At 68.3% G+C, this 19,452-nt stretch carries 16 protein-coding genes, 3 pseudogenes and 1 riboswitch; of the genes and pseudogenes, 6 read left to right on the top strand and 13 right to left on the bottom strand.

The window, feature by feature from the left end; genetic code table 11:
- Positions 1-6: 6 nt before the first annotated feature.
- Positions 7-1,454: pseudogene (locus JOE46_RS00975) on the top strand (PLP-dependent aminotransferase family protein).
- Position 1,455: 1 nt separating this feature from the next.
- On the opposite strand, the gene JOE46_RS00970 reads toward JOE46_RS00975, so the two are convergent.
- From JOE46_RS00970 to JOE46_RS00930, 9 genes are all read right to left on the bottom strand, one after another.
- The gene (locus JOE46_RS00970; RefSeq protein ID WP_097212651.1) at positions 1,456-1,962 is read right to left on the bottom strand and encodes a hypothetical protein; all 507 of its coding nucleotides are present in this window, start codon (positions 1,960-1,962) and stop codon (positions 1,456-1,458) included.
- A 52-nt stretch (positions 1,963-2,014) separates the two neighbouring features.
- Positions 2,015-2,875 carry a bifunctional DNA-formamidopyrimidine glycosylase/DNA-(apurinic or apyrimidinic site) lyase gene (gene mutM / locus JOE46_RS00965; RefSeq protein ID WP_097212650.1) on the bottom strand — a complete coding sequence of 287 codons (861 nt, stop codon included), beginning with the start codon at positions 2,873-2,875 and terminating at the stop codon, positions 2,015-2,017.
- Positions 2,876-2,879: 4 nt separating this feature from the next.
- Positions 2,880-3,620, bottom strand: a complete 741-nt coding sequence (gene rnc, locus JOE46_RS00960; RefSeq protein WP_097212649.1) for a ribonuclease III — start codon at positions 3,618-3,620, stop codon at positions 2,880-2,882.
- Between the two features lie 7 nt (positions 3,621-3,627).
- Positions 3,628-3,810, bottom strand: a complete 183-nt coding sequence (gene rpmF / locus JOE46_RS00955) for a 50S ribosomal protein L32 (RefSeq protein ID WP_077041191.1) — start codon at positions 3,808-3,810, stop codon at positions 3,628-3,630.
- A 2-nt stretch (positions 3,811-3,812) separates the two neighbouring features.
- Positions 3,813-4,382, bottom strand: a complete 570-nt coding sequence (locus tag JOE46_RS00950) for a DUF177 domain-containing protein (protein ID WP_257017545.1) — start codon at positions 4,380-4,382, stop codon at positions 3,813-3,815.
- 145 nt (positions 4,383-4,527) lie between these two features.
- Positions 4,528-5,298 (bottom strand): DivIVA domain-containing protein, encoded by a 771-nt coding sequence (locus tag JOE46_RS00945; RefSeq protein WP_077041189.1) that lies wholly within the window; start codon positions 5,296-5,298, stop codon positions 4,528-4,530.
- Between the two features lie 97 nt (positions 5,299-5,395).
- Positions 5,396-5,893 (bottom strand): pantetheine-phosphate adenylyltransferase, encoded by a 498-nt coding sequence (gene coaD, locus JOE46_RS00940; RefSeq protein WP_097212648.1) that lies wholly within the window; start codon positions 5,891-5,893, stop codon positions 5,396-5,398.
- Complete coding sequence (rsmD, locus tag JOE46_RS00935; protein ID WP_097212647.1) at positions 5,890-6,453, bottom strand: 16S rRNA (guanine(966)-N(2))-methyltransferase RsmD; 564 nt, start codon at positions 6,451-6,453, stop codon at positions 5,890-5,892. Before rsmD ends, coaD begins: the two co-directional genes overlap by 4 nt.
- Positions 6,450-9,863, bottom strand: coding sequence for a pyruvate carboxylase (locus JOE46_RS00930; RefSeq protein WP_097212646.1), 3,414 nt, complete (start codon positions 9,861-9,863; stop codon positions 6,450-6,452). Before JOE46_RS00930 ends, rsmD begins: the two co-directional genes overlap by 4 nt.
- Positions 9,864-10,172: 309 nt before the next feature.
- Positions 10,173-10,380, top strand: a riboswitch (cobalamin riboswitch).
- 145 nt (positions 10,381-10,525) lie between these two features.
- Here JOE46_RS00930 and metE point away from each other — a divergent pair.
- Complete coding sequence (metE, locus tag JOE46_RS00925; protein ID WP_097212645.1) at positions 10,526-12,793, top strand: 5-methyltetrahydropteroyltriglutamate--homocysteine S-methyltransferase; 2,268 nt, start codon at positions 10,526-10,528, stop codon at positions 12,791-12,793.
- Between the two features lie 44 nt (positions 12,794-12,837).
- On the opposite strand, the pseudogene JOE46_RS00920 reads toward metE, so the two are convergent.
- The 4 genes and pseudogenes from JOE46_RS00920 to JOE46_RS00905 all read right to left on the bottom strand — a co-directional run.
- Positions 12,838-13,518, bottom strand: a pseudogene (locus JOE46_RS00920) (short-chain fatty acyl-CoA regulator family protein); the annotation flags it as partial.
- 380 nt (positions 13,519-13,898) lie between these two features.
- Positions 13,899-15,086: pseudogene (locus JOE46_RS00915) on the bottom strand (fatty acid desaturase); the annotation flags it as partial.
- An 86-nt stretch (positions 15,087-15,172) separates the two neighbouring features.
- Positions 15,173-15,328, bottom strand: a complete 156-nt coding sequence (locus tag JOE46_RS00910; protein ID WP_097212643.1) for a DUF6131 family protein — start codon at positions 15,326-15,328, stop codon at positions 15,173-15,175.
- Positions 15,329-15,389: 61 nt separating this feature from the next.
- On the bottom strand, positions 15,390-15,584 hold the full coding sequence (locus JOE46_RS00905) for a CsbD family protein (protein ID WP_097212787.1): 195 nt from the start codon (positions 15,582-15,584) through the stop codon (positions 15,390-15,392).
- A 718-nt stretch (positions 15,585-16,302) separates the two neighbouring features.
- Here JOE46_RS00905 and JOE46_RS00900 point away from each other — a divergent pair.
- The 4 genes from JOE46_RS00900 to JOE46_RS00885 all read left to right on the top strand — a co-directional run bounded on the left by JOE46_RS00900 (position 16,303) and on the right by JOE46_RS00885 (position 19,354).
- Positions 16,303-16,656, top strand: coding sequence for a YtxH domain-containing protein (locus tag JOE46_RS00900; protein WP_097212642.1), 354 nt, complete (start codon positions 16,303-16,305; stop codon positions 16,654-16,656).
- Positions 16,657-17,192: 536 nt separating this feature from the next.
- Positions 17,193-17,525, top strand: a complete 333-nt coding sequence (locus JOE46_RS00895; RefSeq protein WP_143548484.1) for a hypothetical protein — start codon at positions 17,193-17,195, stop codon at positions 17,523-17,525.
- 122 nt (positions 17,526-17,647) lie between these two features.
- Complete coding sequence (locus tag JOE46_RS00890; RefSeq protein WP_097212640.1) at positions 17,648-17,821, top strand: CsbD family protein; 174 nt, start codon at positions 17,648-17,650, stop codon at positions 17,819-17,821.
- A gap of 720 nt (positions 17,822-18,541) precedes the next feature.
- Complete coding sequence (locus JOE46_RS00885; RefSeq protein WP_097212639.1) at positions 18,542-19,354, top strand: DUF1206 domain-containing protein; 813 nt, start codon at positions 18,542-18,544, stop codon at positions 19,352-19,354.
- Positions 19,355-19,452: the final 98 nt, after the last annotated feature.

Genomic DNA, 19,452 nt, shown 5'->3' with positions numbered 1-19,452 from the left:
CCGAGCATGGCCCGCCACCCCCGCGACGTCCAACTGACGCTGACGCTGCCTCCCACCGGCGCCGCTCTCCGGCACCGCATCTCGGAGGCGATCATCGACGCGATCCGGCTCGGCCGGCTACACCCCGGCGACGCACTGCCGCCGACCAGGGCGCTCGCCGCCGAGCTGGGCGTGTCCAGGGCAGGCGTGGTCGAGGCCTACGACGAACTCTGCGCGGCCGGATATGCGTGCGCGCGGCCGGGATCCGGGACCCTGATCGCGCCTGGGGCCGATGCCGCGGCCGCCGCGGGTGCCGGCTCCCACGTGTCGGACCGCCCGACGCCGGTCCCGGACACCGGACCGACACCGACAGCCCCGACCTGGGACCTCACCCCGGGCTGCCCGGACACCGGCCTCATCTCCCCCGACGACTGGCGGCGCGCCTGGCGGGCGGCCGCGGCGGCACCGATCCGCCCGCGCTCGCCCGGCTCGACCGGCCATCCGGTGCTGCGCCACGCGCTGGCCCTGCACCTGCGCCGCACCCGCGGGATTCTCGCCCACCCGGACGAACTGGTGGTCGTCCCCGGTGTCGACTCCGCGCTGCGCACCCTCGCCGCGGCCGCGGACCTGGCCGGCAGGGACGTCGCCTTCGAGGAGCCGGGGTACCGCAACGCCCGCCGGACACTCGAGCTGTCCGGGGCCCGCCCGCGGCCGATCGCGGTCGATGCCGACGGTCTCGACCCGGCGGCGCTCCGCGAGACCGATGCCGCCGTGTATTGCACTCCGGCGCACCAGTATCCGCTCGGCGCCCGGATGCCGGTCGCCCGTCGCGCCGGGCTGGTGGGGCGGGCGGCCGCCTCCGGGACGCTGATCATCGAGGACGACTACGACGGCGAGTTCCGCTACGACGTCTCCGCACTGCCTGCCTGCGCAGCATCGAGGGCGGACGCGAGCACGTCGCCTACCTCGGCACCGCGTCGAAGATCCTCTCGCCCTCGATCCGCCTTGCCTGGCTGCTCCCCCCGCCCGCCCTGCTCCAGCGGGTGCACGAATCGCTGCGCCGCACCGGCGAGAACTGCTGCGGGGTCACCGGACTCGCACTGGCCCACTTCATCGAATCCGGCGCCCTGACCCGGCACCTCGCCCGGGCCTCGCGCACCTACTCGGCGCGGCGGGCCGCCCTGGTCGGTGCACTCCGGAGCCGCCCAACCCTGATGGACCGGCCGGGGGTCGACCTCGCGGGCATCGAGGCCGGGCTGCACGTGGTGCTGCGCCTGCCGGACCACGCCGACGACGACGCCATCGCAACCGAACTCGGCACCAGGGGCATCGCGGTGCCCGGCCTGGGTCCCTACCGCACCGACGCGGCGGGTCCACGGGGCCTGATGTTCGGATACGCGCAGTTACCCGAGACCCAGGCCGACGCCGTCGCCGGTGCGATCGCGGAGGTGGTCGGCAGGCATCTCGCCCGCTGACTCACGGCTGCTCATCCGGCTCCTGCTCGAGGACCTTCTCCAGGAAGTCCTTGAGCTCCTGGATCGCCGACGCGCCGGGGATGGCGCTGAGACTGGCGAGGGCCGCGTTCAGCGCGGCCAGGAGGGTTCGAAAGATCCGCCGCCCGATCGTCCCGCCGCCGCGGACGACCCCCATCACCTCGCTGCGGCCTGCCAGCTCGATCACCGCGAGCTTGAAATCACGCATGGCGCCGTCCCAGCCCGCCGATCCCAACGCGTCGATCACGGTGTCGGCGGGGAACTCCCGGCTCTCGCCGCTGAGCGCGCGGAGCGCCTCCGCCCCCTGATTCGCCACGAGTTGTTCGACAGCCGAGGCGAACCGGCGTCGGAGATCCTCGTCGGGCAGCACGGCGCGCTCCGCACCGCTGTCGTCACCGAGGGCCGCGTCCGGTTGCGCCGACCAGCGCAACACCAGCAGCACATCGTCGACGAGCTGGCGCACGATGAGCATGTCGTCGTAGTCGGCCACGAGACCTCCTCGCCGAAGGACACCCGTCAGTGTGCGCGTCGCGGGTCGGGGTCTACAAGCCTCGCGGCCGTGGCTGGCACTTCGGGCAGCTGTAGGAGGACCTGTTCATGAACTTCTCCCGCCGGATGGGCGCACCACAGCGCGGGCACGGACGGTCCTCGCGGCCGTAGGCGGACAGCGACCGGTCGAAGTACCCGGACTCCCCGTTCACGTTCACGTACAGCGCGTCGAACGAGGTACCGCCCTGCGCCAGCGCCTCGCTCATCACCTCGGTGACCGAGCCGAGCAGCAGGCGCACCTGTGGGCGGGTCAGCCGGTCAGCAGGCCTGTTCCCGTGGATCCCGGTGCGCCACAACGCCTCGTCGGCGTAGATGTTGCCGACCCCGGACAGTACCGTCTGATCCAGGATCACCCGCTTGATCTCGGATCCCTTCGCCCGGATCGCGGCGACGACCGAATCCGCGTCGAACAACGGGTCCAGCGGGTCCCGCGCGATGTGGGCCACCGGCTCGGGCAATGCCGTCCCGTCCACGTCGACGATCGGCGCCAATGCCCAGCCGCCGAAGGTGCGCTGGTCGACAAACCGCAACTGTGACCCGCTGTCCAGGTTCGCCAGGATGCGCAGATGCTTCTCGCGCGGCGCGGCCGGCGGCTGCACCAGCATCTGGCCGCTCATCCCGAGGTGCACCACCACGGCGAGGTCGCCGGGCGCCAACTCGAGCCAGAGGTACTTGCCGCGACGGCTGGCGCCGACGACCCCGAGACCGGCAAGCTGCGCCGCGAGATCGTCACCGCCGAGAAGGTGCCTGCGGACGGCTCGGGGATGCAGGACCTCGACGGCATCGATCCGGGAACCGACGACGTGGGCCTCGAGCCCGCGCCGGACCACCTCGACCTCGGGCAGCTCCGGCACGGCGTCAGCCGACCTGGTCGGAGTCGTCCTCCGAGAGGGACTTCCAGGCGGTGCTGGCCGCCTTCTGCTCGGCTTCCTTCTTCGACCGTCCGACACCGACGCCGAGCGCATCCCCCGCGACCAGCACGGTCGCGGTGAACTCCTTGTCGTGATCGGGCCCGGTCGCACTGATCTCGTAGACCGGCACGCCCGCGCCACGCTCCGCGGTCAGCTCCTGCAGGCTGGTCTTCCAGTCGAGACCCGCGCCCAGCTTGGGTGCGCGCTCGAGGAGGTCACCGAACAGCGAGAGCACGACGGTCCGCGCCGTGTCGATGCCGTGCTGCAGGTGCACGGCACCGAGCAGCGACTCCATGCCGTCCGCCAGGATGCTCGCCTTGCCGCGGCCCCCGGTCATCTCCTCGCCCTTGCCGAGCAGGAGATGGGCACCGAGACCACCCTCACCGAGATCGCGTGCGACCTCCGCGAGTGCGTGCATGTTGACGATGCTGGCCCTGATCTTGGCCAGCTCACCCTCGGACTTCTCCGGATGCGCGACGTAGAGCTTCTCGGTGATGGTCAGGCCGAGCACCGAGTCGCCCAGGAACTCGAGCCGCTCATTGGTCGGCAACCCGCCGTTCTCGTACGCATACGAGCGGTGGGTCAGCGCCAGCGTGAGCAGCGGTTCGTCCAGGACAACGCCAAGAGCGGCGAGGAGGGAATCATGATCCCCCTCGCCGCCGGCGGGTGCTGCGTTGCTACTTGTCACTGCGCGACTAGACCGCAGCGGTGACCTGACGACCCTTGTAGGTGCCGCAGGACGGGCACGCAATGTGGGGCAGGGTCTTCTCGCCACAGCCACGGTTCGGGCAGGTGATGAGGGTGGGCACAGTGGTCTTCCACTGGCTGCGACGCGACCTGGTGTTGGACCGCGACATCTTGCGCTTGGGGACAGCCACTTCTACTTCTCCTCGGCTTCAGTGTTCACACGACTCTTGCTGGGCTGGGATGATGCATCCTCAGCGTCGAACTTCCCCGCGAGGGCAGCCCAGCGAGGATCCAGTATCTCATGTCCATGCCCAGATTCTGCAATCGCCAGACGAACCCCACATTCGGGGCACAGTCCCTGGCAATCTTCGCTGCACAATGGCTGCAGCGGAAGCGCTAGCCCGGCCGCATTCACGATGACCGGTTCGAGATCGATCAGGTCATCGACGATGCGGTAGATCTCATCTTCTTCGGTGGTCGCCTCGGTGGTGCTGTTCGGGTACGCGAACAGCTCGGTGAGGTAGAGGTCGAGCTCGGCGTCGAACGGTTCGAGGCAGCGCGAGCACTCCCCCTCGGTGGCCGCCCGGACGGTGCCGGTGACCAGCACGCCCTCCGAGACGGACTCAAGCCGGAGGTCGAGTGCGACGTCACCGCCGACCGGCACCGCGATCATGTCGAGGCCGATACGGGAGGCGGCGGGCACCGTGCGGGTGACCGTGGTCATCGACCCGGGACGGCGCCCCAGACTGAGGATGTCCAGCACAAGACCGCCCTCGTGAAGACGGGGCGAACCGGAACGATGCGAGGACACGCGAATACTCTTTCGTCAGCGAAGAAGGGGATGGGCAACCACTCAACGGTACGCGATGGGGTGCCCCAATGGAAAATCTGAAGCCGGCGACCCTCGGCTACCGGTGACGGCTCGACCGGCTGGGTCGCTCGTCGGGCTCGTCGTAGTCGGGGATCCCGGAGCCGGTCCGCAGTTGCTGGCGGCCGCGGCCAACGGAGCGGATGGTCCCGCTGAGGAACTCCTCGAACTCGGCGAGCTTGCCGTCCACGTACAGGTCGCATTCGCCCCGCAGCCGGTCCGACTCGGCGTGCGCGGAGTCGATGACCCGAGCCGACTCCGAGTGCGCGGCCTGCACGACCTCGGTCTGCGACACCAGCCGCTCCTGCTCGGCGCGCCCGTCCGCGACCGACCGCTCGTGCGCGGCGCGGCCGGATTCGACCAGGCGCTCCGCCTCGGCCGCTGCCTGCCCGGTGAGGCTGTCGTATTCGTGCTGCCCCTCGGCGATGGTCCGGTCCGCCTCCTCGCGCGCGTCCGCGACGAGTTCATCGGCGTGTGCCTGCGCCTCGGAGACCATCCGGTCGGCCTTCGCCTTGGCGTCGGCGAGGATCCGGTCGGCGTTGTCCCGCGATTCGGCGAGGGTGGCCGCCGCCTCGGCGTCCGCGCTCGAGACCGCCTGCTCGGCGTGCGCGCGGGCGTCGCCGACCAGCTTGTCGCGGTGGTCGAGCACGTCCTGCGCGTCATCGAGCTCGCCCGGGATCGCCTCACGGACGTCATCGAGGAGTTCGAGGACGTCACCGCGGGGCACCACGCACCCGGCCGTCATCGGGACACCGCGCGCCTCTTCCACGATCGCGACGAGCTCGTCGAGCGCCTCGAATACCCGGTACACGCCAAACCCCAATCGTCGACGACGGCTTACGGGACCAGTCTGCCCGTCGCGCCGCTCACCGGCGCGCCGCCACGCCCAGTGTGTCGAGGATCAACCGTTACGCGGTCGGCCCCGCGGCGCGCTCCGCCAGCCGGGCCAGCAGCCGCTCGTGCACCTTCGCGGGCAGCATGTCCGCGACGTCACCGCCGTAGGTCGCCACCTCCTTGACCAGCGAGCTGGACAGGTAGCTGTAGCGCGGGTTCGTCGCGATGAAGAGGGTGTCGACGCCGGTGAGCTTGTGGTTCATCTGCGCCATCTGCAGCTCGTAGTCGAAGTCGTTGGCGCCGCGCAGGCCCTTGACGATCGCGCTGGCCCCATTCGCCTTCGCATAGTCGACGAGGAGTCCCTGCCAGGAGTCGACCCGGACGTTCGGCAGGTCCGCGACGGCCTCGCGCAGCATCTCGAGGCGTTCGTCGATGCTGAACAGCCCCTTCTTGTTCTTGTTGATCATCACCGTGACGATGACCTCGTCGAACTGAACCGCCACCCGGCCGATCACGTCGAGGTGACCGTTGGTGATGGGATCGAAGGACCCGGGGCAGACCGCACTGCTCATGACTGCAGACCGTAACAGGCGATCTCGATCCGGGTCTCGCCATACTTACGCACCCGGTCGGCCGACAGTCCGGACGGCCACACGGTCGCGGGCGATCGCGAGGACCGTTCGAGGACGACCAGCGAATCCTCCCCGATCCAGCCCCCGTCGACGAGCGCGCCAAGCACCGATCCGACCTCGTCCTCGCCCATCGCGTACGGCGGGTCGAGGAAGACCAGGTCGTACTCCCGATCGGGCGTGCCCGCGACGACCGCGGCCACCGGCGACGACCGCACGAGCGCGCCGGGCAGCCCGAGCGTCGCCACGTTCTCGCGCGCCACCGCGGCCGCCTTCGCGTCCGACTCGACCAGCACCACGTGCTCGGCGCCCCGTGAGAGCGCCTCCAGGCCAAGCGCTCCCGATCCCGCGAACAGGTCGAGCACGGCGGCGCCGTCGAGATGCATCCGGGCGTCGAGCGAACTGAACAGCGCCTCGCGCACACGCTCCGAGGTAGGCCGGGTGCCCTTCGGCGGGACCCGGAGCCGGCGCCCACCCGCGGCGCCGGCGACGATCCGGGTCACTGCGGCCCGTCCTCCTCCGTCGACACCACGGAGATCACGGTCAGCAGGTCGCCGCCCTCGACCTGCTGCACCGGGGTGATCGCGAGCCTGCTCACGACGCCACCGCGGGTTGCGGTGATCGCCGCCTCCATCTTCATCGCCTCGATCGTCGCGACGGTGTCGCCCGCAGCGACCTTCTGTCCCTCCGCCACGACGAGGGTGACGACGCCCGCGAACGGCGCGGCCACGTGGCCGGGGTTGCCCCGGTCCGCCTTCTCCGCGGCGGGGACCTCGCTGGCGATCGAGCGGTCGCGCACCGACACCGGCCGCAGCTGGCCGTTGAGGATGCACATCACCGTGCGCATGCCGCGCTCGTCGGGTTCGGAGATCGCCTCGAGCCCGATGAGCAGCTCGACACCGGGGGCCAGCGTGACCCGGTGTTCCTCGCCGCGGCGCAGTCCGTAGAAGAACTGGTTCGCCGACAGCCGCGAGGTGTCGCCGTACTTCTCGCGGTGCTCGAGGAACTCGCGGGTCGGGCCGGGGAACAGCAGCCGGTTCAGGGTGCCGCGGCGCTCGGCAGGAGAACCGTCGAGTCCGGCCTGGTCGTCCGCGGTCAACGGCGTCTCGGGCTTGGCTTCGCCGCGGCCCTCGAGCGCCCTGGTGCGGAACGGCTCCGGCCAGCCGCCTGCCGGGTTGCCCAGTTCGCCGCGCAGGAACCCGATCACCGATTCCGGGATGTCGTATCCGGCGGGGTTCTCCGCGAACTCGTCCGTCGACACGCCCGAGCCGACGAGGTGCAGCGCGAGGTCGCCGACCACCTTGGAGGACGGGGTCACCTTCACCAGGCGGCCGAGCATCCGGTCCGCAGCCGCGTACTTCGCCTCGACCTCCTCGAACTGGTCGCCCAGCCCGAGCGCGATGGCCTGCTGGCGCAGGTTCGACAGCTGACCGCCGGGGATCTCGTGCGTGTAGACGCGACCGGTGGGGGCGGGCAGCCCGGACTCGAACGGCGCGTACACCTTTCGCAGCGCCTCCCAGTACGGCTCGAGGTCGCACACGGCCTGCAGATCCAGGCCGGTGTCCCGCGCCGAATGGGCGGTGGCCGCGACGATCGCCGACAACGCGGGCTGGCTGGTGGTGCCCGCCAGCGCCGCGCTCGCGCCGTCGACGGCGTCGGCTCCCGCCTGCCACGCCGCCAGGTAGGTGGCCAGCTGGCCGCCGGGGGTGTCGTGGGTGTGCACGTGCACCGGCAGGTCGAAGTTGCTGCGCAACGCCGATACCAGGGTCGCGGCCGCCGGTGCCCGCAGCAGTCCGGCCATGTCCTTGATGGCCAGCACGTGGGCGCCCGCGTCGACGATCTGCTCGGCCAGCTTCAGGTAGTAGTCGAGGGTGTAGAGGTCCTCGTTCGGGTTCGACAGGTCACCGGTGTAGCTCATCGCGACCTCGGCGACGGCGGTGCCGGTCTCGCGGACCGCGTCGATGGCCGGCCGCATCTGGTCGACGTTGTTGAGCGCGTCGAAGATCCGGAAGATGTCCACGCCCGTCGAGGTGGCCTCGCGCACGAACGCGCGGGTGACCGACTCGGGGTAGGGCGTGTAACCGACGGTGTTGCGGCCGCGCAGCAGCATCTGCAGGCAGATGTTCGGCATCGCCTCGCGCAGCGCGGCCAGCCGCTCCCACGGGTCCTCGTGCAGGAAGCGCAGCGCGACGTCGTAGGTCGCGCCGCCCCAGGCCTCCACCGACAGCAGCTCGGGGGTCATCCTGGCGACGTGACCGGCGACGTCGAGCAGGCCTCCGGTGCGCACCCGGGTCGCCAGCAGGGACTGGTGCGCGTCGCGGAAGGTGGTGTCGGTGACACCGAGCGCGTCCTGTGCACGCAGCGCGGCGGCGAAGCCCTCGGGCCCGAGCTCGATCAGTCGCTGCTTCGAGCCGGCGGGCGGCGGCGTGGTCAGGTCGATCTTGGGCAGCTTGTCGCGCGCGTAGACCGTGGTCGGGCGCTCGCCGTGCGGCTTGTTTACGGTCACGTCGGCGAGGTAGGTCAGGATCTTGGTGCCGCGGTCGGCCGACGCCCTCGAGGTGAGCAGTTGCGGGCGCTCCTCGATGAACGAGGTCGTCACGTTGCCCGCGCGGAAGTCGGGGTCATCGAGGACGGCCTGCAGGAACGGGATGTTGGTGGCGACGCCGCGGATCCGGAACTCGGTCACCGCCCGGCGCGCCCTTGCGACGGCTGCGGGCAGGTCCCGGCCGCGACAGGTGAGCTTGACGAGCATCGAGTCGAAGTAGGCGCCGACCTCGGCGCCCAGGTTCGCGCCGCCGTCGAGGCGTACGCCTGCACCGCCGGGGGTGCGGTACGCGGTGATCCGGCCGGTGTCGGGACGGAACCCGTTGGCCGGGTCCTCGGTGGTGATGCGGAGCTGCAGCGCCGCGCCGCGGAGCTTGATCGAATCCTGGGACAGGCCCAGATCGGCAAGCGTCTCGCCGGAGGCGATCCGCAGCTGCGCCTGCACCAGGTCCACGTCCGTCACCTCCTCGGTGACGGTGTGCTCGACCTGGATGCGCGGGTTCATCTCGATGAACACGTGGTTGCCGCGGGTGTCGAGGAGGAACTCGACGGTGCCCGCGCAGCTGTAGTTGATCTCCTTGGCGAACGCGACCGCGTCGGCGCAGATCCGCGCGCGCAGTTCCTCCGGGAGGTTCGGCGCGGGCGCCAGCTCGATCACCTTCTGGTGTCGTCGCTGCACGCTGCAGTCGCGCTCGAACAGGTGGATCACGTTGCCCTGACCGTCGGCCAGGATCTGCACCTCGATGTGGCGCGGGTCGACGACGGCCTGCTCGAGGAACACGGTGGCGTCACCGAAGGCGGACTCCGCCTCGCGGGCCGCGGCCTCGATCGCCTCGCGCAGCTGGGCGCGCTCGGCGACCCGGCGCATGCCGCGGCCACCGCCGCCTGCGACCGCCTTGACGAACAGCGGGAACTGCATGGACGCGGCGGCGGCGAGCAGCTCGTCCACGTCGGCGGACGGCGCCGACGAGGAGAGCACGGGGAGGCCTGCCGCCTTCGCGGCGGCGATCGCGCGGGCCTTGTTGCCGGTGAGCTCGAGCACCTCCGCGGACGGGCCGACGAAGGTGATGCCCTCGGCGGCACAGGCCGCGGCCAGGTCCGGGTTCTCGGAGAGGAAGCCGTAGCCGGGGTAGATGGCGTCGGCGCCGGACTTCTTCGCAGCCGCGACGATCTCGGCGATCGACAGGTAGGCCCGGACCGGGTGCCCCTCCTCCCCGATCTGGTAACTCTCGTCGGCCTTCAGACGGTGGACCGAGTTGCGGTCCTCGTACGGAAAGACAGCTACGGTCCCCGCGCCCAGCTCGTAGGAGGCGCGGAATGCCCTGATCGCGATTTCCCCGCGATTGGCAACCAAAACTTTAGAGAACATTGCTGAAAATTACCCTTGCTCTCGTACCGCTCGCCGGACGGTGTCCTAGCATCCGGGAAATTCCCGCATACTCGACCCGCTGTAACGATGCAGTACGCTACCGGCCCCCACCTCACAGGGATACGGCACCCACCGTGAGCTGCGGATATACGACTCGATCACAACTCTTTCGCAGGGTTCACAGATGGCCCGAACGGCGGGCGAACACCCCCGCAGCGAGCTGGTCGACCGCTCCCGGTCTGCCTCATATACTCGTCAGTGCAATCGGTCCGCCCGGTGTGGTCATGAGGAGCCCCGAAGTCCCCGCCCGGCGTCGAAGCACGTCTCCCTTGCCTATGAGGAGAGAGGTGTGAGAGGGAACCCGGTGAGAATCCGGGACTGTCCCGCAGCGGTATGCAGGAACGACCGCCGTCACCATGCACTGGACTTCGCGTCTGGGAAGCGACGGCCACTAGGACCGGTGTCGATCACCGGGCGCCTGCGAGTCCGAAGACCTGCCGACTGCGTCGGGCACGCCGTGCCCGACGGTCCACCGCCTCGTGGAATGGGCGAGTAGATCGGATCGCCGTTGACTGCTGCCCGCACGCGGGCGCCACCTGGGCTCGGTCCGTGCTCTCGTCTGCCGGTGGTGGCCACCCCGTTGTCAGCAACTGGAGAACACCGTGACATCCACCTTCACCGCAACCGTGCTGGGCTCCCCGCGCATCGGTCCCCGCCGCGAACTCAAGAGGGCCGTCGAGTCCTTCTGGGCCGGCAGTCTCGACGCCTCCGCGCTCGATGCCGTCGCACGGGACCTACGCACACAGACCTGGACCGAACTGCGCGACGCCGGGATCGATTCCGTTCCGGTCAACGTCTTCTCGTACTACGACCAGATGCTCGACACCGCCGCGATGCTCGGCGCCCTGCCGGAGCGGGTCGCCGGCGAGTCGACGGCTCTGGATCGCTATTTCGCGGCCGCCCGCGGCACCGCCACCGTCACCCCACTCGAGATGACGAAGTGGTTCGACACGAACTACCACTACCTGGTCCCCGAGATCAGCTCCTCGACCCGGTTCACCCTCGACCCGTCGAAGGTGCTGGGCGAGGTCGAGGAGGCGCAGGCCCTCGGCATCGCCGCGCGACCGGTGCTGATCGGGCCGGTCACCTTCCTGCTCCTGTCGAAGGCGATCGACTCCGAGTCCTCCCTCCTCTCCCGGGTCGGGGAGCTGCTCCCGCTGTACTCCGCGCTGCTCGGGCGGCTGGCGGACGCAGGCGTCGAGTGGGTTCAGATCGACGAACCAGCGCTGGTCGCCGATCGCACGGAGTCCGAGATCGCCACCGCTGGCGAGGTGTACCGGTCGCTGTCCGCGCTCGAGCATCGGCCCGCGATCCTGCTCGCCTCCTACTTCGGCGACCTCGGCGCCGCCCTGCCCGCGCTGGCGAAGACCGACATCGAGGGTCTGGCGGTCGACCTCGTCGCGGGCGACCAGGAGGCGCTGGCCGGAATCCCCGAACTCGCGGGCAAGCACCTCGTCGCCGGGATCGTCGACGGGCGGAACATCTGGCGCAACGACCTGGCCGCATCCCTGACGACGCTCGAAACCCTGCGCGGAAGCGTGGCTTCGGTCGCGGTCTCCACCTCCTGCTCCCTGCTGCACGTGCCGTACTCGCTCGAGAGCGAGAGCGAACTCGACGACGCCCTGCGGTCCTGGCTGGCCTTCGGCTCCGAGAAGGTGCGCGAGGTCATCACCCTCGCCACCGGCCTGCGTTCCGGTCGCGAGGCCGTCGGCGAGGAGCTGGCGCAGGCGGCGTCCGCGAAGGCCACCAGGGCGGCCGATCGACGGCTGCACGACTACGCGATCCGGGCGCGATTGACCGGTCTGAAGGCGTCCGACGGCGGGCGGCGTCCCGCCGCGGAGCGGCGCGAGGTGCAGGCTGCCGTCCTGCCGCTACCGAAGCTGCCCACCACCACGATCGGCTCGTACCCGCAGACGACCGCCATCCGGGTGGCCAGGGCCGCGCTGCGGAAGGGCGAGATCGACGAGGCCGAGTACCTGCGCCGGATGCGCGGCGAGGTGGCCGATGTCATCGCCCTCCAGGAACAGCTGGGTCTGGACGTGCTGGTGCACGGCGAACCCGAGCGCAACGACATGGTGCAGTACTTCGCCGAACAGCTCGACGGCTTCTTCGCCACAGCCAACGGTTGGGTGCAGTCCTACGGGACCCGCTGCGTGCGACCGCCGATCCTGTACGGCGATGTCCGTCGACCGCGCCCGATGACGGTCGACTGGACCTCGTACGCACAGTCCCTGACGGCGAGGCCGGTCAAGGGCATGCTCACCGGGCCGGTCACCATCCTGGCGTGGTCGTTCGTCCGGGACGACCAGCCGCTGTCCGAGTCGGCCGACCAGGTGGCGCTGGCGATCCGCGACGAGACCGTCGACCTCGAAAGAGCGGGGGCGCGGGTGATCCAGGTGGACGAGCCCGCGCTGCGTGAGCTGTTGCCGCTGCGGTCGGCGGATCAACCCGCCTACCTGGACTGGTCGGTCGGCGCGTTCCGGCTTGCCACCTCCGGGGTCGCCGACGCGACCTCGGTTCACACCCACCTGTGCTACTCGGAGTTCGGCGAGGTGATCGGGGCGATCGCCGGTCTGGATGCGGACGTCACCTCGATCGAGGCGGCGCGCTCGCACATGGAGGTCCTCGACGATCTCAACGCGGTCGGATTCGATCTCGGTGTCGGTCCGGGCGTCTACGACATCCACTCCCCCAGGGTGCCCTCGGTCGCGGAGATCGCCGACTCGCTGCGTGCCGCGCTGAAGGCTGTTCCTGCGGAGCGGCTGTGGGTCAACCCCGACTGCGGCCTGAAGACCCGTGGCCGGGCCGAGGTCGAGGCGTCCCTGCGCAACCTCGTCGCCGCGACCGCACTGGTCCGGGCCGAGCTCTAGGCCGGCGCCGCACCTGCGCTCGCCCCGGGCGGGCGTGGGTGCGGCTACGCGTGTGGGTACGGCAGGTGGCCGCTGCTGTTCTCGTTCACCAGGACCGACCGCCCCAACTGCGGGAATGCCTGTTGCGCGCAGGCGGGGCGGTCGCACACCTCGCACCCCGCGCCGATCGGCACGATCGTGGCCGGATCGTCGGTCTGGATTCCGCGCGAGTACACCATCCGGTCGGCGTAGGCGATGTCGCAGCCGAGCCCGATCGCGAAGTTGCGTTCGGGTGCCAGGTAGCCGAGGCCGCCGCTGTGGGTGGTCCGGGCCACCCACAGGTAGGTGCGCCCGTCGGGCATCTTCGCCACCTGCGTGTGGATCCGCCCGGGGTTGGCGAACGCCTCGTGGACCACCCACAACGGACAGCTCCTGCCCACCCGGGAGAAGTGAAAGGCGGTGGCGGACTGCCGCTTGGAGATGTTCCCGGCACGATCGGTTCGGACGAAGAAGAAGGGCACCCCGCGCTGGCGGTGCCGCTGCAGCGTGGACAGCCGGTGACAGATGGTCTCGAAGCCGACCTCGAACTTCAGGCTCAGGAGGTCGATTTCGTAGCGCAGCGATTCAGCCGAGTCCAGGAACTGGCTGTACGGCAGGATCAGCGCGCCTGCGAAGTAGTGCGCCAATCCGATCGGCGCCAGCGCGGCGGATTGAAGTACCGCTTCGGCTACGACGATTCGCTCGACGTCGACGGCGCCGTCTTCGGTCTCCACGTCCGCGGGCACGATGCCGTAGACGTGTCGCCGGCGTCCTCGTCCTCCTCGACTGCGTCCTCGTCCTCGGCTTCCTCGCCCGTGTCCATTTCGTATTCGTCCTGCTCTGGCTCGACCACCTCGCCGTCCCGGATTTCCCCGGGCCAGCCCTCGACGTCGTCGGGATGTAGGACAGTGCTTGTCATGACATGGCGTTGGAAGTTCTTCAGCTCCAAGCGCATCCGCCGACCCTGGGCTCGCCAGATGTTTCCGGTCTTTTCGAAGAAGCCCTGCGGGTGATACTCGAGCACGACGAGGATGCGGGTGAGGATCGATCTTGTCTGCCGATGGCGCCTCGTCCCGGCGGGCGCGTTGCGTAGGGCGGTGCGCAGTCCCACCCGTCGCCCGGTGTTTACGTCAGCGGGCACCGGGAACGATGGGCGGAATTTCAGTTCGGAGGCCGTTTCCGGCGCATCATCGGAGGTCGCACGCAGGAATCGGTCGGGCAGGGCGAGTTTGTGGATGGTCCGCAGCGTCAGAAGGTATTGCCGTGCCAGCGACCCGGTGGTGTACGGCAGGTCGTACTTTTCGCACAAGGCGCGCACCTTGGCGGAGATCCCCGCATAGCGGTTGCTGGGGAGGTCGGGAAACAGGTGATGTTCGATCTGGTAGCAGAGGTTGCCGCTCAGGAACGCCAACACCGGGCCGGCGTGGAAGTTCGCGGCGCCGAGCATCTGACGCAGATACCATTCCGCCCGGCTCTCGTCTTCGAGTTCCGTGAGGGTGAATTTCTCGGCTCCGTCGGGAAAGTGCCCGCAGAAGATCACCACGTACGCCCACACGTTCCGCAGCAGGTTAGCGGTCAGGTTTGCCGTGAGGGTTCTTCGCCAGCGGCGTCCGCTGAGGGCGGGGATGAGCAGGTAGTCCTTTCCCGTCTGTCGGGCGATCTTCCCAATCAATTTTCTGCGATGCGCCGATTTCTCGGCGTCTGTGTCGGCGCGGGCCTGTTCGGAATACAGGTCGTGCAGGGCGATGCCCCATTCGAATGTCACCGCCAACAACAGGTTTCGTACCGGTTGCAACAGATTGTCGAGCCTCCATGGCTGGTCGCGGGTGATCCTGATGACGCCGTAGCCGAGGTCATCGTCCATCCCGACAACGTTGCTGAACACGTGGTGGCGGTAGTTGTGGGAGTAACGCCAGTGCGACGACAGCCCGACCATGTCCCATTCCCAGGTGCTGGAGTGGATTTCCGGGTCGTTCATCCAGTCCCACTGCCCGTGACAGACGTTGTGGCCGATCTCCATGTTCTCCACACTCTTGGCCACACCGAGCGCCGTCGCCCCGAGAATCCACCCTGCCGGCGACCTACTACCGTGGATCACCAACCGGGCCGCCGTATCGAGCAGCCGTTGGAAGGCAATGGTGCGGCGGATATATCTGGCGTCCTTCTCGCCGAGCGACTCAGTGACGTCTTGCCGGAGACTGTCAAGTTCGGAGCGCAGCGCCTCGACGTCGTCAGCGGTGAGGTGCGCATATTCCTTGATGTCGGAGATCGCCATGCGTCTGCTCCACACTCCGGATCTTCACCCCCACCGCGAAACATCGCGGCGCGGGCGGGACCGGTGGATACAACTCGGACTACGGGTCAGTAGTAGTGGCGTCGGCCCGCCACAGCGTGGCCGGTCATGCCCATGATCTCGAGCGCCACGCCGATGACGATAAGGGCGACCCCGATGTACAACAGGACGGGAATGCTGGCAACCGCGCCGATGATGGCGAGGATGATACCGAGAATGAACATGACGTCGACCTAATTTCGGGAGAGAGACTGGGGATGGGATATCGAAGGGCGTGAGCGCGGGTCAGTGTTTGAAGGCGTGCTTGATCTTCTGTCCCGCTTGCTTGAGCTTGTCTCCGGTTTGCTTAGCGTTGCCCTTTGCCTGGTCTGCGCGCCCCTCTGCCTCCATGCGTTCGTTTCCGAGAGCCTTACCGACCGTCTTCTTGGCTGCACCCTCTGCGGTTTCAGCCTTGTGCCGAAGCTTCTTCCCGATGCTCATGGCGGTACTTCTTCTCTGTTGGGTGATCGGCCCGCGGGCGGGGCCGAGGGTTGTTCGCATCTGTGCGGCGACAGTGTGCGAAGTCGTGGCGGCCCCCATCGGGTGGTTCATCCCGAGGGGCCGCAGGTCGATTGCTTCCATTGGAGGGCCTCAAACTTCGGGTTTCCCGCCTGACGCCTGGACCAAACCCGTCTCATCGACGGTGTGGTTTCAACACACCAACGGCCCGGTCTTCCGAGGCCCGCGCCCGTGTGGTGGGCGAGTTCCGCAGCCTGCTATCCGCCGCCAGCGAAACTACCGATGATCACGCTCGCTAGCGCAACACCTTTACGACGCAGGTGAACGCCCGGGCCGGATCTCGGCCGGGTTGAAAGTCGCCGAATAACCTCTTTTCATGCACCTGAACCAACAACCCAGAAGTGGTCCACCAGGCAGTTCATTGCGGCGGCGAATGGGCATGATCCCGACATTGCTGTGCCATTCTTCCGCTGGGTATCCCCATCGTGAGGCTTGCCCGCCGCCTCTGCACCCTTGCCGGGACGGTCATGCACCGCTCCTGAACAACGTCCCCTCTGCACTCTGAACTGCTGCTTCGTCAACGAAGCGAAGCTAGCCCGTTTCGGCGGTTTGCACTCGGCTGCCTGCGGGCATAGCGGTAGCAGGACGTATTGACGAGATCCGGCTGAGCGCCCGTCTCACACAACAATCGGGAGATGTCATGGTGAAAACGTTGTTCTTCGCATCGGGGGCGGCCGTTGGCTTCGTTCTGGGAACCCGGGCTGGCAGGCAAACCTACGAGAAGATGAGGGATCAGTCCGTCGAACTTTTGCACAACCCCGCCGTGAAGGAGAAGGTGAGCGACGCAACAGAGACCGTGAAGGATAAGGCCCCGAAGCTGCAGCAGAAGGTCGGTGCCCTGGCGAAGAAGGCTACCCACCACGGCGCTGACGGCGCTGACACGAGCGCGATCACCGCTTCCACCGCCGGCGCGCCGCTGGAAGAAGCTGCGACCCCGACTCCGGCGGCGGAACCGACCGTTTCACCGCCGATGGGCGGCAAGCGCACCCCCTGAGCAGCCATACGGCGCGGCATGGTGTGGGGGCCTGTCCACGCGGACCGCGCGATCCGCAGTTGACTTGGGTATCCGCAAGGGCGGCCGAAAAGGCCAGTCGTCCCGGAGGGGCAAACGAGGAGGTTCGGTGATGTCACGGTCTCGGCTCGCGAGTGCTCTCCCTGTCCAGAAGGCTGCACTCGTGTTCGCGTTGGTGTTCGTGACTGTCAGGCTGCTCGGTTTTGTGCCGAGCGTGACGACCGACACGCACCGCTCGGCGCGCAAGCAACCGAATACCTCACAACGGTCCAGTTCGAAAAGAGGGGCTGCGACATGTAGTGGTGGCGGGTCCGGCTGCCCCTCACGGACGTTCGCGACGAGATCGTGACCAGAGGCCTGCCGCTCGCCGAACATTTCAGCCGACCGGGCGTATGGCGTCCTTTGCCCCAACCGACCACCGAATCCGGAGGGGTAAACCCAGCCGCGCCGCGGATGGAGCAACGGGAGGTCACCGTCGTCGGCGTTTGCGCTCGCATCTGATGGGGCATACCTATGTCATGCGCAATCTGTGGACAGGAATGGTCATCGGCGCCGCTACGGGAGCCGCCATCGGTGCGATCGTCGACGGAAGCAGGCGGGCGGGACTCGTTACAGTCAAGGCCGGCCACACTGTCACCCAGGCTGTCAAGGAGCACGTCCCCGAGGCCAGAGAACGGCTGCAGAAGATTGACCTGCCCGGCAAGGCACACGAGATTCTCGACCGCGCTGCCGAGTCGCAGGCCGCTGAAGCAACGCAGCACGCGGCCCAGAACCTGGCGGACTCTGCGAAACACGCCGCCGGGACGGCTTCGAGCCACTTGTATCACCACGATGCCGCCGACGAGCAATGACATCGAATCCCGCCGAGCACCGTTAGACATCGCCGGGATTGGGTATCCAGGCCCTGGCCGCGTTGCACGCGGCTCACTGTCCGCGAACCCGCGGCAAGATCAGCGAGTGCAAAGGAGACACAATGGGCGCCGTCGACAAGGCGAAGAACAAGGCCGAAGAGGTAGCAGGAAAGGCCAAGGAGAAGGTCGGAGAGGCCACCGGAGACAAGGACACTGAGGCCGAGGGCCGCAAGGACCAAGCCAAAGGCAACCTCAAGCAGGCCGGCGAGAAGGTCAAGGACGCCTTCAAGGACTGACCCGACCCAATGTTGACGCCCGCTCGTGGGCCGACGAGCGGGCGGGGCACGGGGTGCCAGCCGCCATGAACGCAAGGTCATTGTCGTGCGCTGCTGGCGAATTGGCTGATCCCAAGCGTGCATCAATGGACCTTTTTGCCAATTGTCCCCGGGCGCCCGCTGCTGCTCGTCGCCACCGAAATCGCCGGATGGATCTAGCCCACCGCCCTGAATCAAGCCGAGAGAGTTCAATCAACGGGACCAGGAGCGTTCAAGTGAACGACAAAACTGGAAGGCAAGAAGAGCCACAGTCCGAGCGAGGCGAACCAGGCTCGCGTGGCATGCCCTCGCCAGGCGCGTCCGAAGGCGCTGGGCGACGATCTGGCGCGATCGAGGACCACGATCTGCCGTCCACCGATCCAGATCAACCAGACGCGCCCGAACCCCTGTACACCACCGAGATTGGCGACGCGGATCCGGTCGTCCCGCCCTATGAGGGCAGAACCGGCCAGTCCGACGCAGGCGGCTCTCAGCGGCACTCGACCGATCCCACAGGCTCTTCCGCCACGCCGAGGAGCTCCGGGGGCGACGCCTGACGACGAAGAACCCAAACATCCAGACTCGACCGATGACACCGAACGGAGTGTCGGTCCGGCCCATCAATCCGGCGTGTCACGGGTCGAGGATCAATCCTGACCGATCCGGATCCGACGTCCGGTCCACACCGGGAGGATCGCCGCCGTGAGCGATAGCGTCACTGACTCCGCCGCGGAACGGGTAGCGCAGAATAGTGTCTTCGAGCGGTTCGCCCGCGCGGGATACGTCACCAGCGGCCTCGTCCACCTCATCATCGGCTACATCGCCATCCGGCTCGCCCTCGGCGGGGGCGGCGCGGCCGACCAGTCCGGTGCGCTGGCCGAGTTGGCGAGCAAGCCGGGCGGTGTGCTCGCGCTGTGGGTAGCCACCGTCGCGTTCGCGGCGATGGCGCTCTGGCGTCTTGCCGAAACGATATTCGGACGTTCGACCGATCCGAAAGACCAAGACCCCATGTCCGAGGTCTTTGACCGCGGCAAAGCCCTCGCCCTGGCGGTCGTCTACCTCGCATTCGCCTACTCCACCTTGGAATTCACGCGCGGGCGCGGAAAGTCCACCGGGCAACAGGACGCGGGAATCAGTGCGCACATGATGCAATCCGCGGCAGGCACCGTGGCCCTCGTAGCGGCCGGGTTAGTGATCGTGGCGGTCGGCGGATATCACGTCTACAAGGGCGCGAGCCAGAACTTCCTCGAGGACCTCCACGGCGCGCCCAGCAATGTCGTGAGAACACTGGGGATCGCCGGTTACGTCGCGAAGGGACTCGTTCTCGCCGAGGTGGGGGTGCTCGTCGTCGTGGCCGCGATCGTGTCGGATCCGAACCGGGCGACCGGACTCGACGGCGCGCTGAAATCGCTTCTGAGCCAACCCTTCGGGCCCGTGCTCGTCGTCGTTGCGGGTCTCGGGCTCATCACCTACGGCCTGTATAGCTTCGCCATGGCCCGGTACACCAAGATGTGACCACCAAGGTGCCCGCGGGGCCAGGCGAACCTCGCCGACCGTGGAGTGACGGCCGTTCATGATCGGGATGGCAGCGCGATCCCCCGAGGTGAGGTCAT

Source organism: Rhodococcus sp. PvR099, from assembly GCF_017833315.1.
Taxonomy (GTDB): domain Bacteria; phylum Actinomycetota; class Actinomycetes; order Mycobacteriales; family Mycobacteriaceae; genus Rhodococcus_G; species Rhodococcus_G oryzae.
Note: the sequence above shows the minus strand (reverse complement) of the source record. Positions and strands in the feature narration are given on the sequence as shown.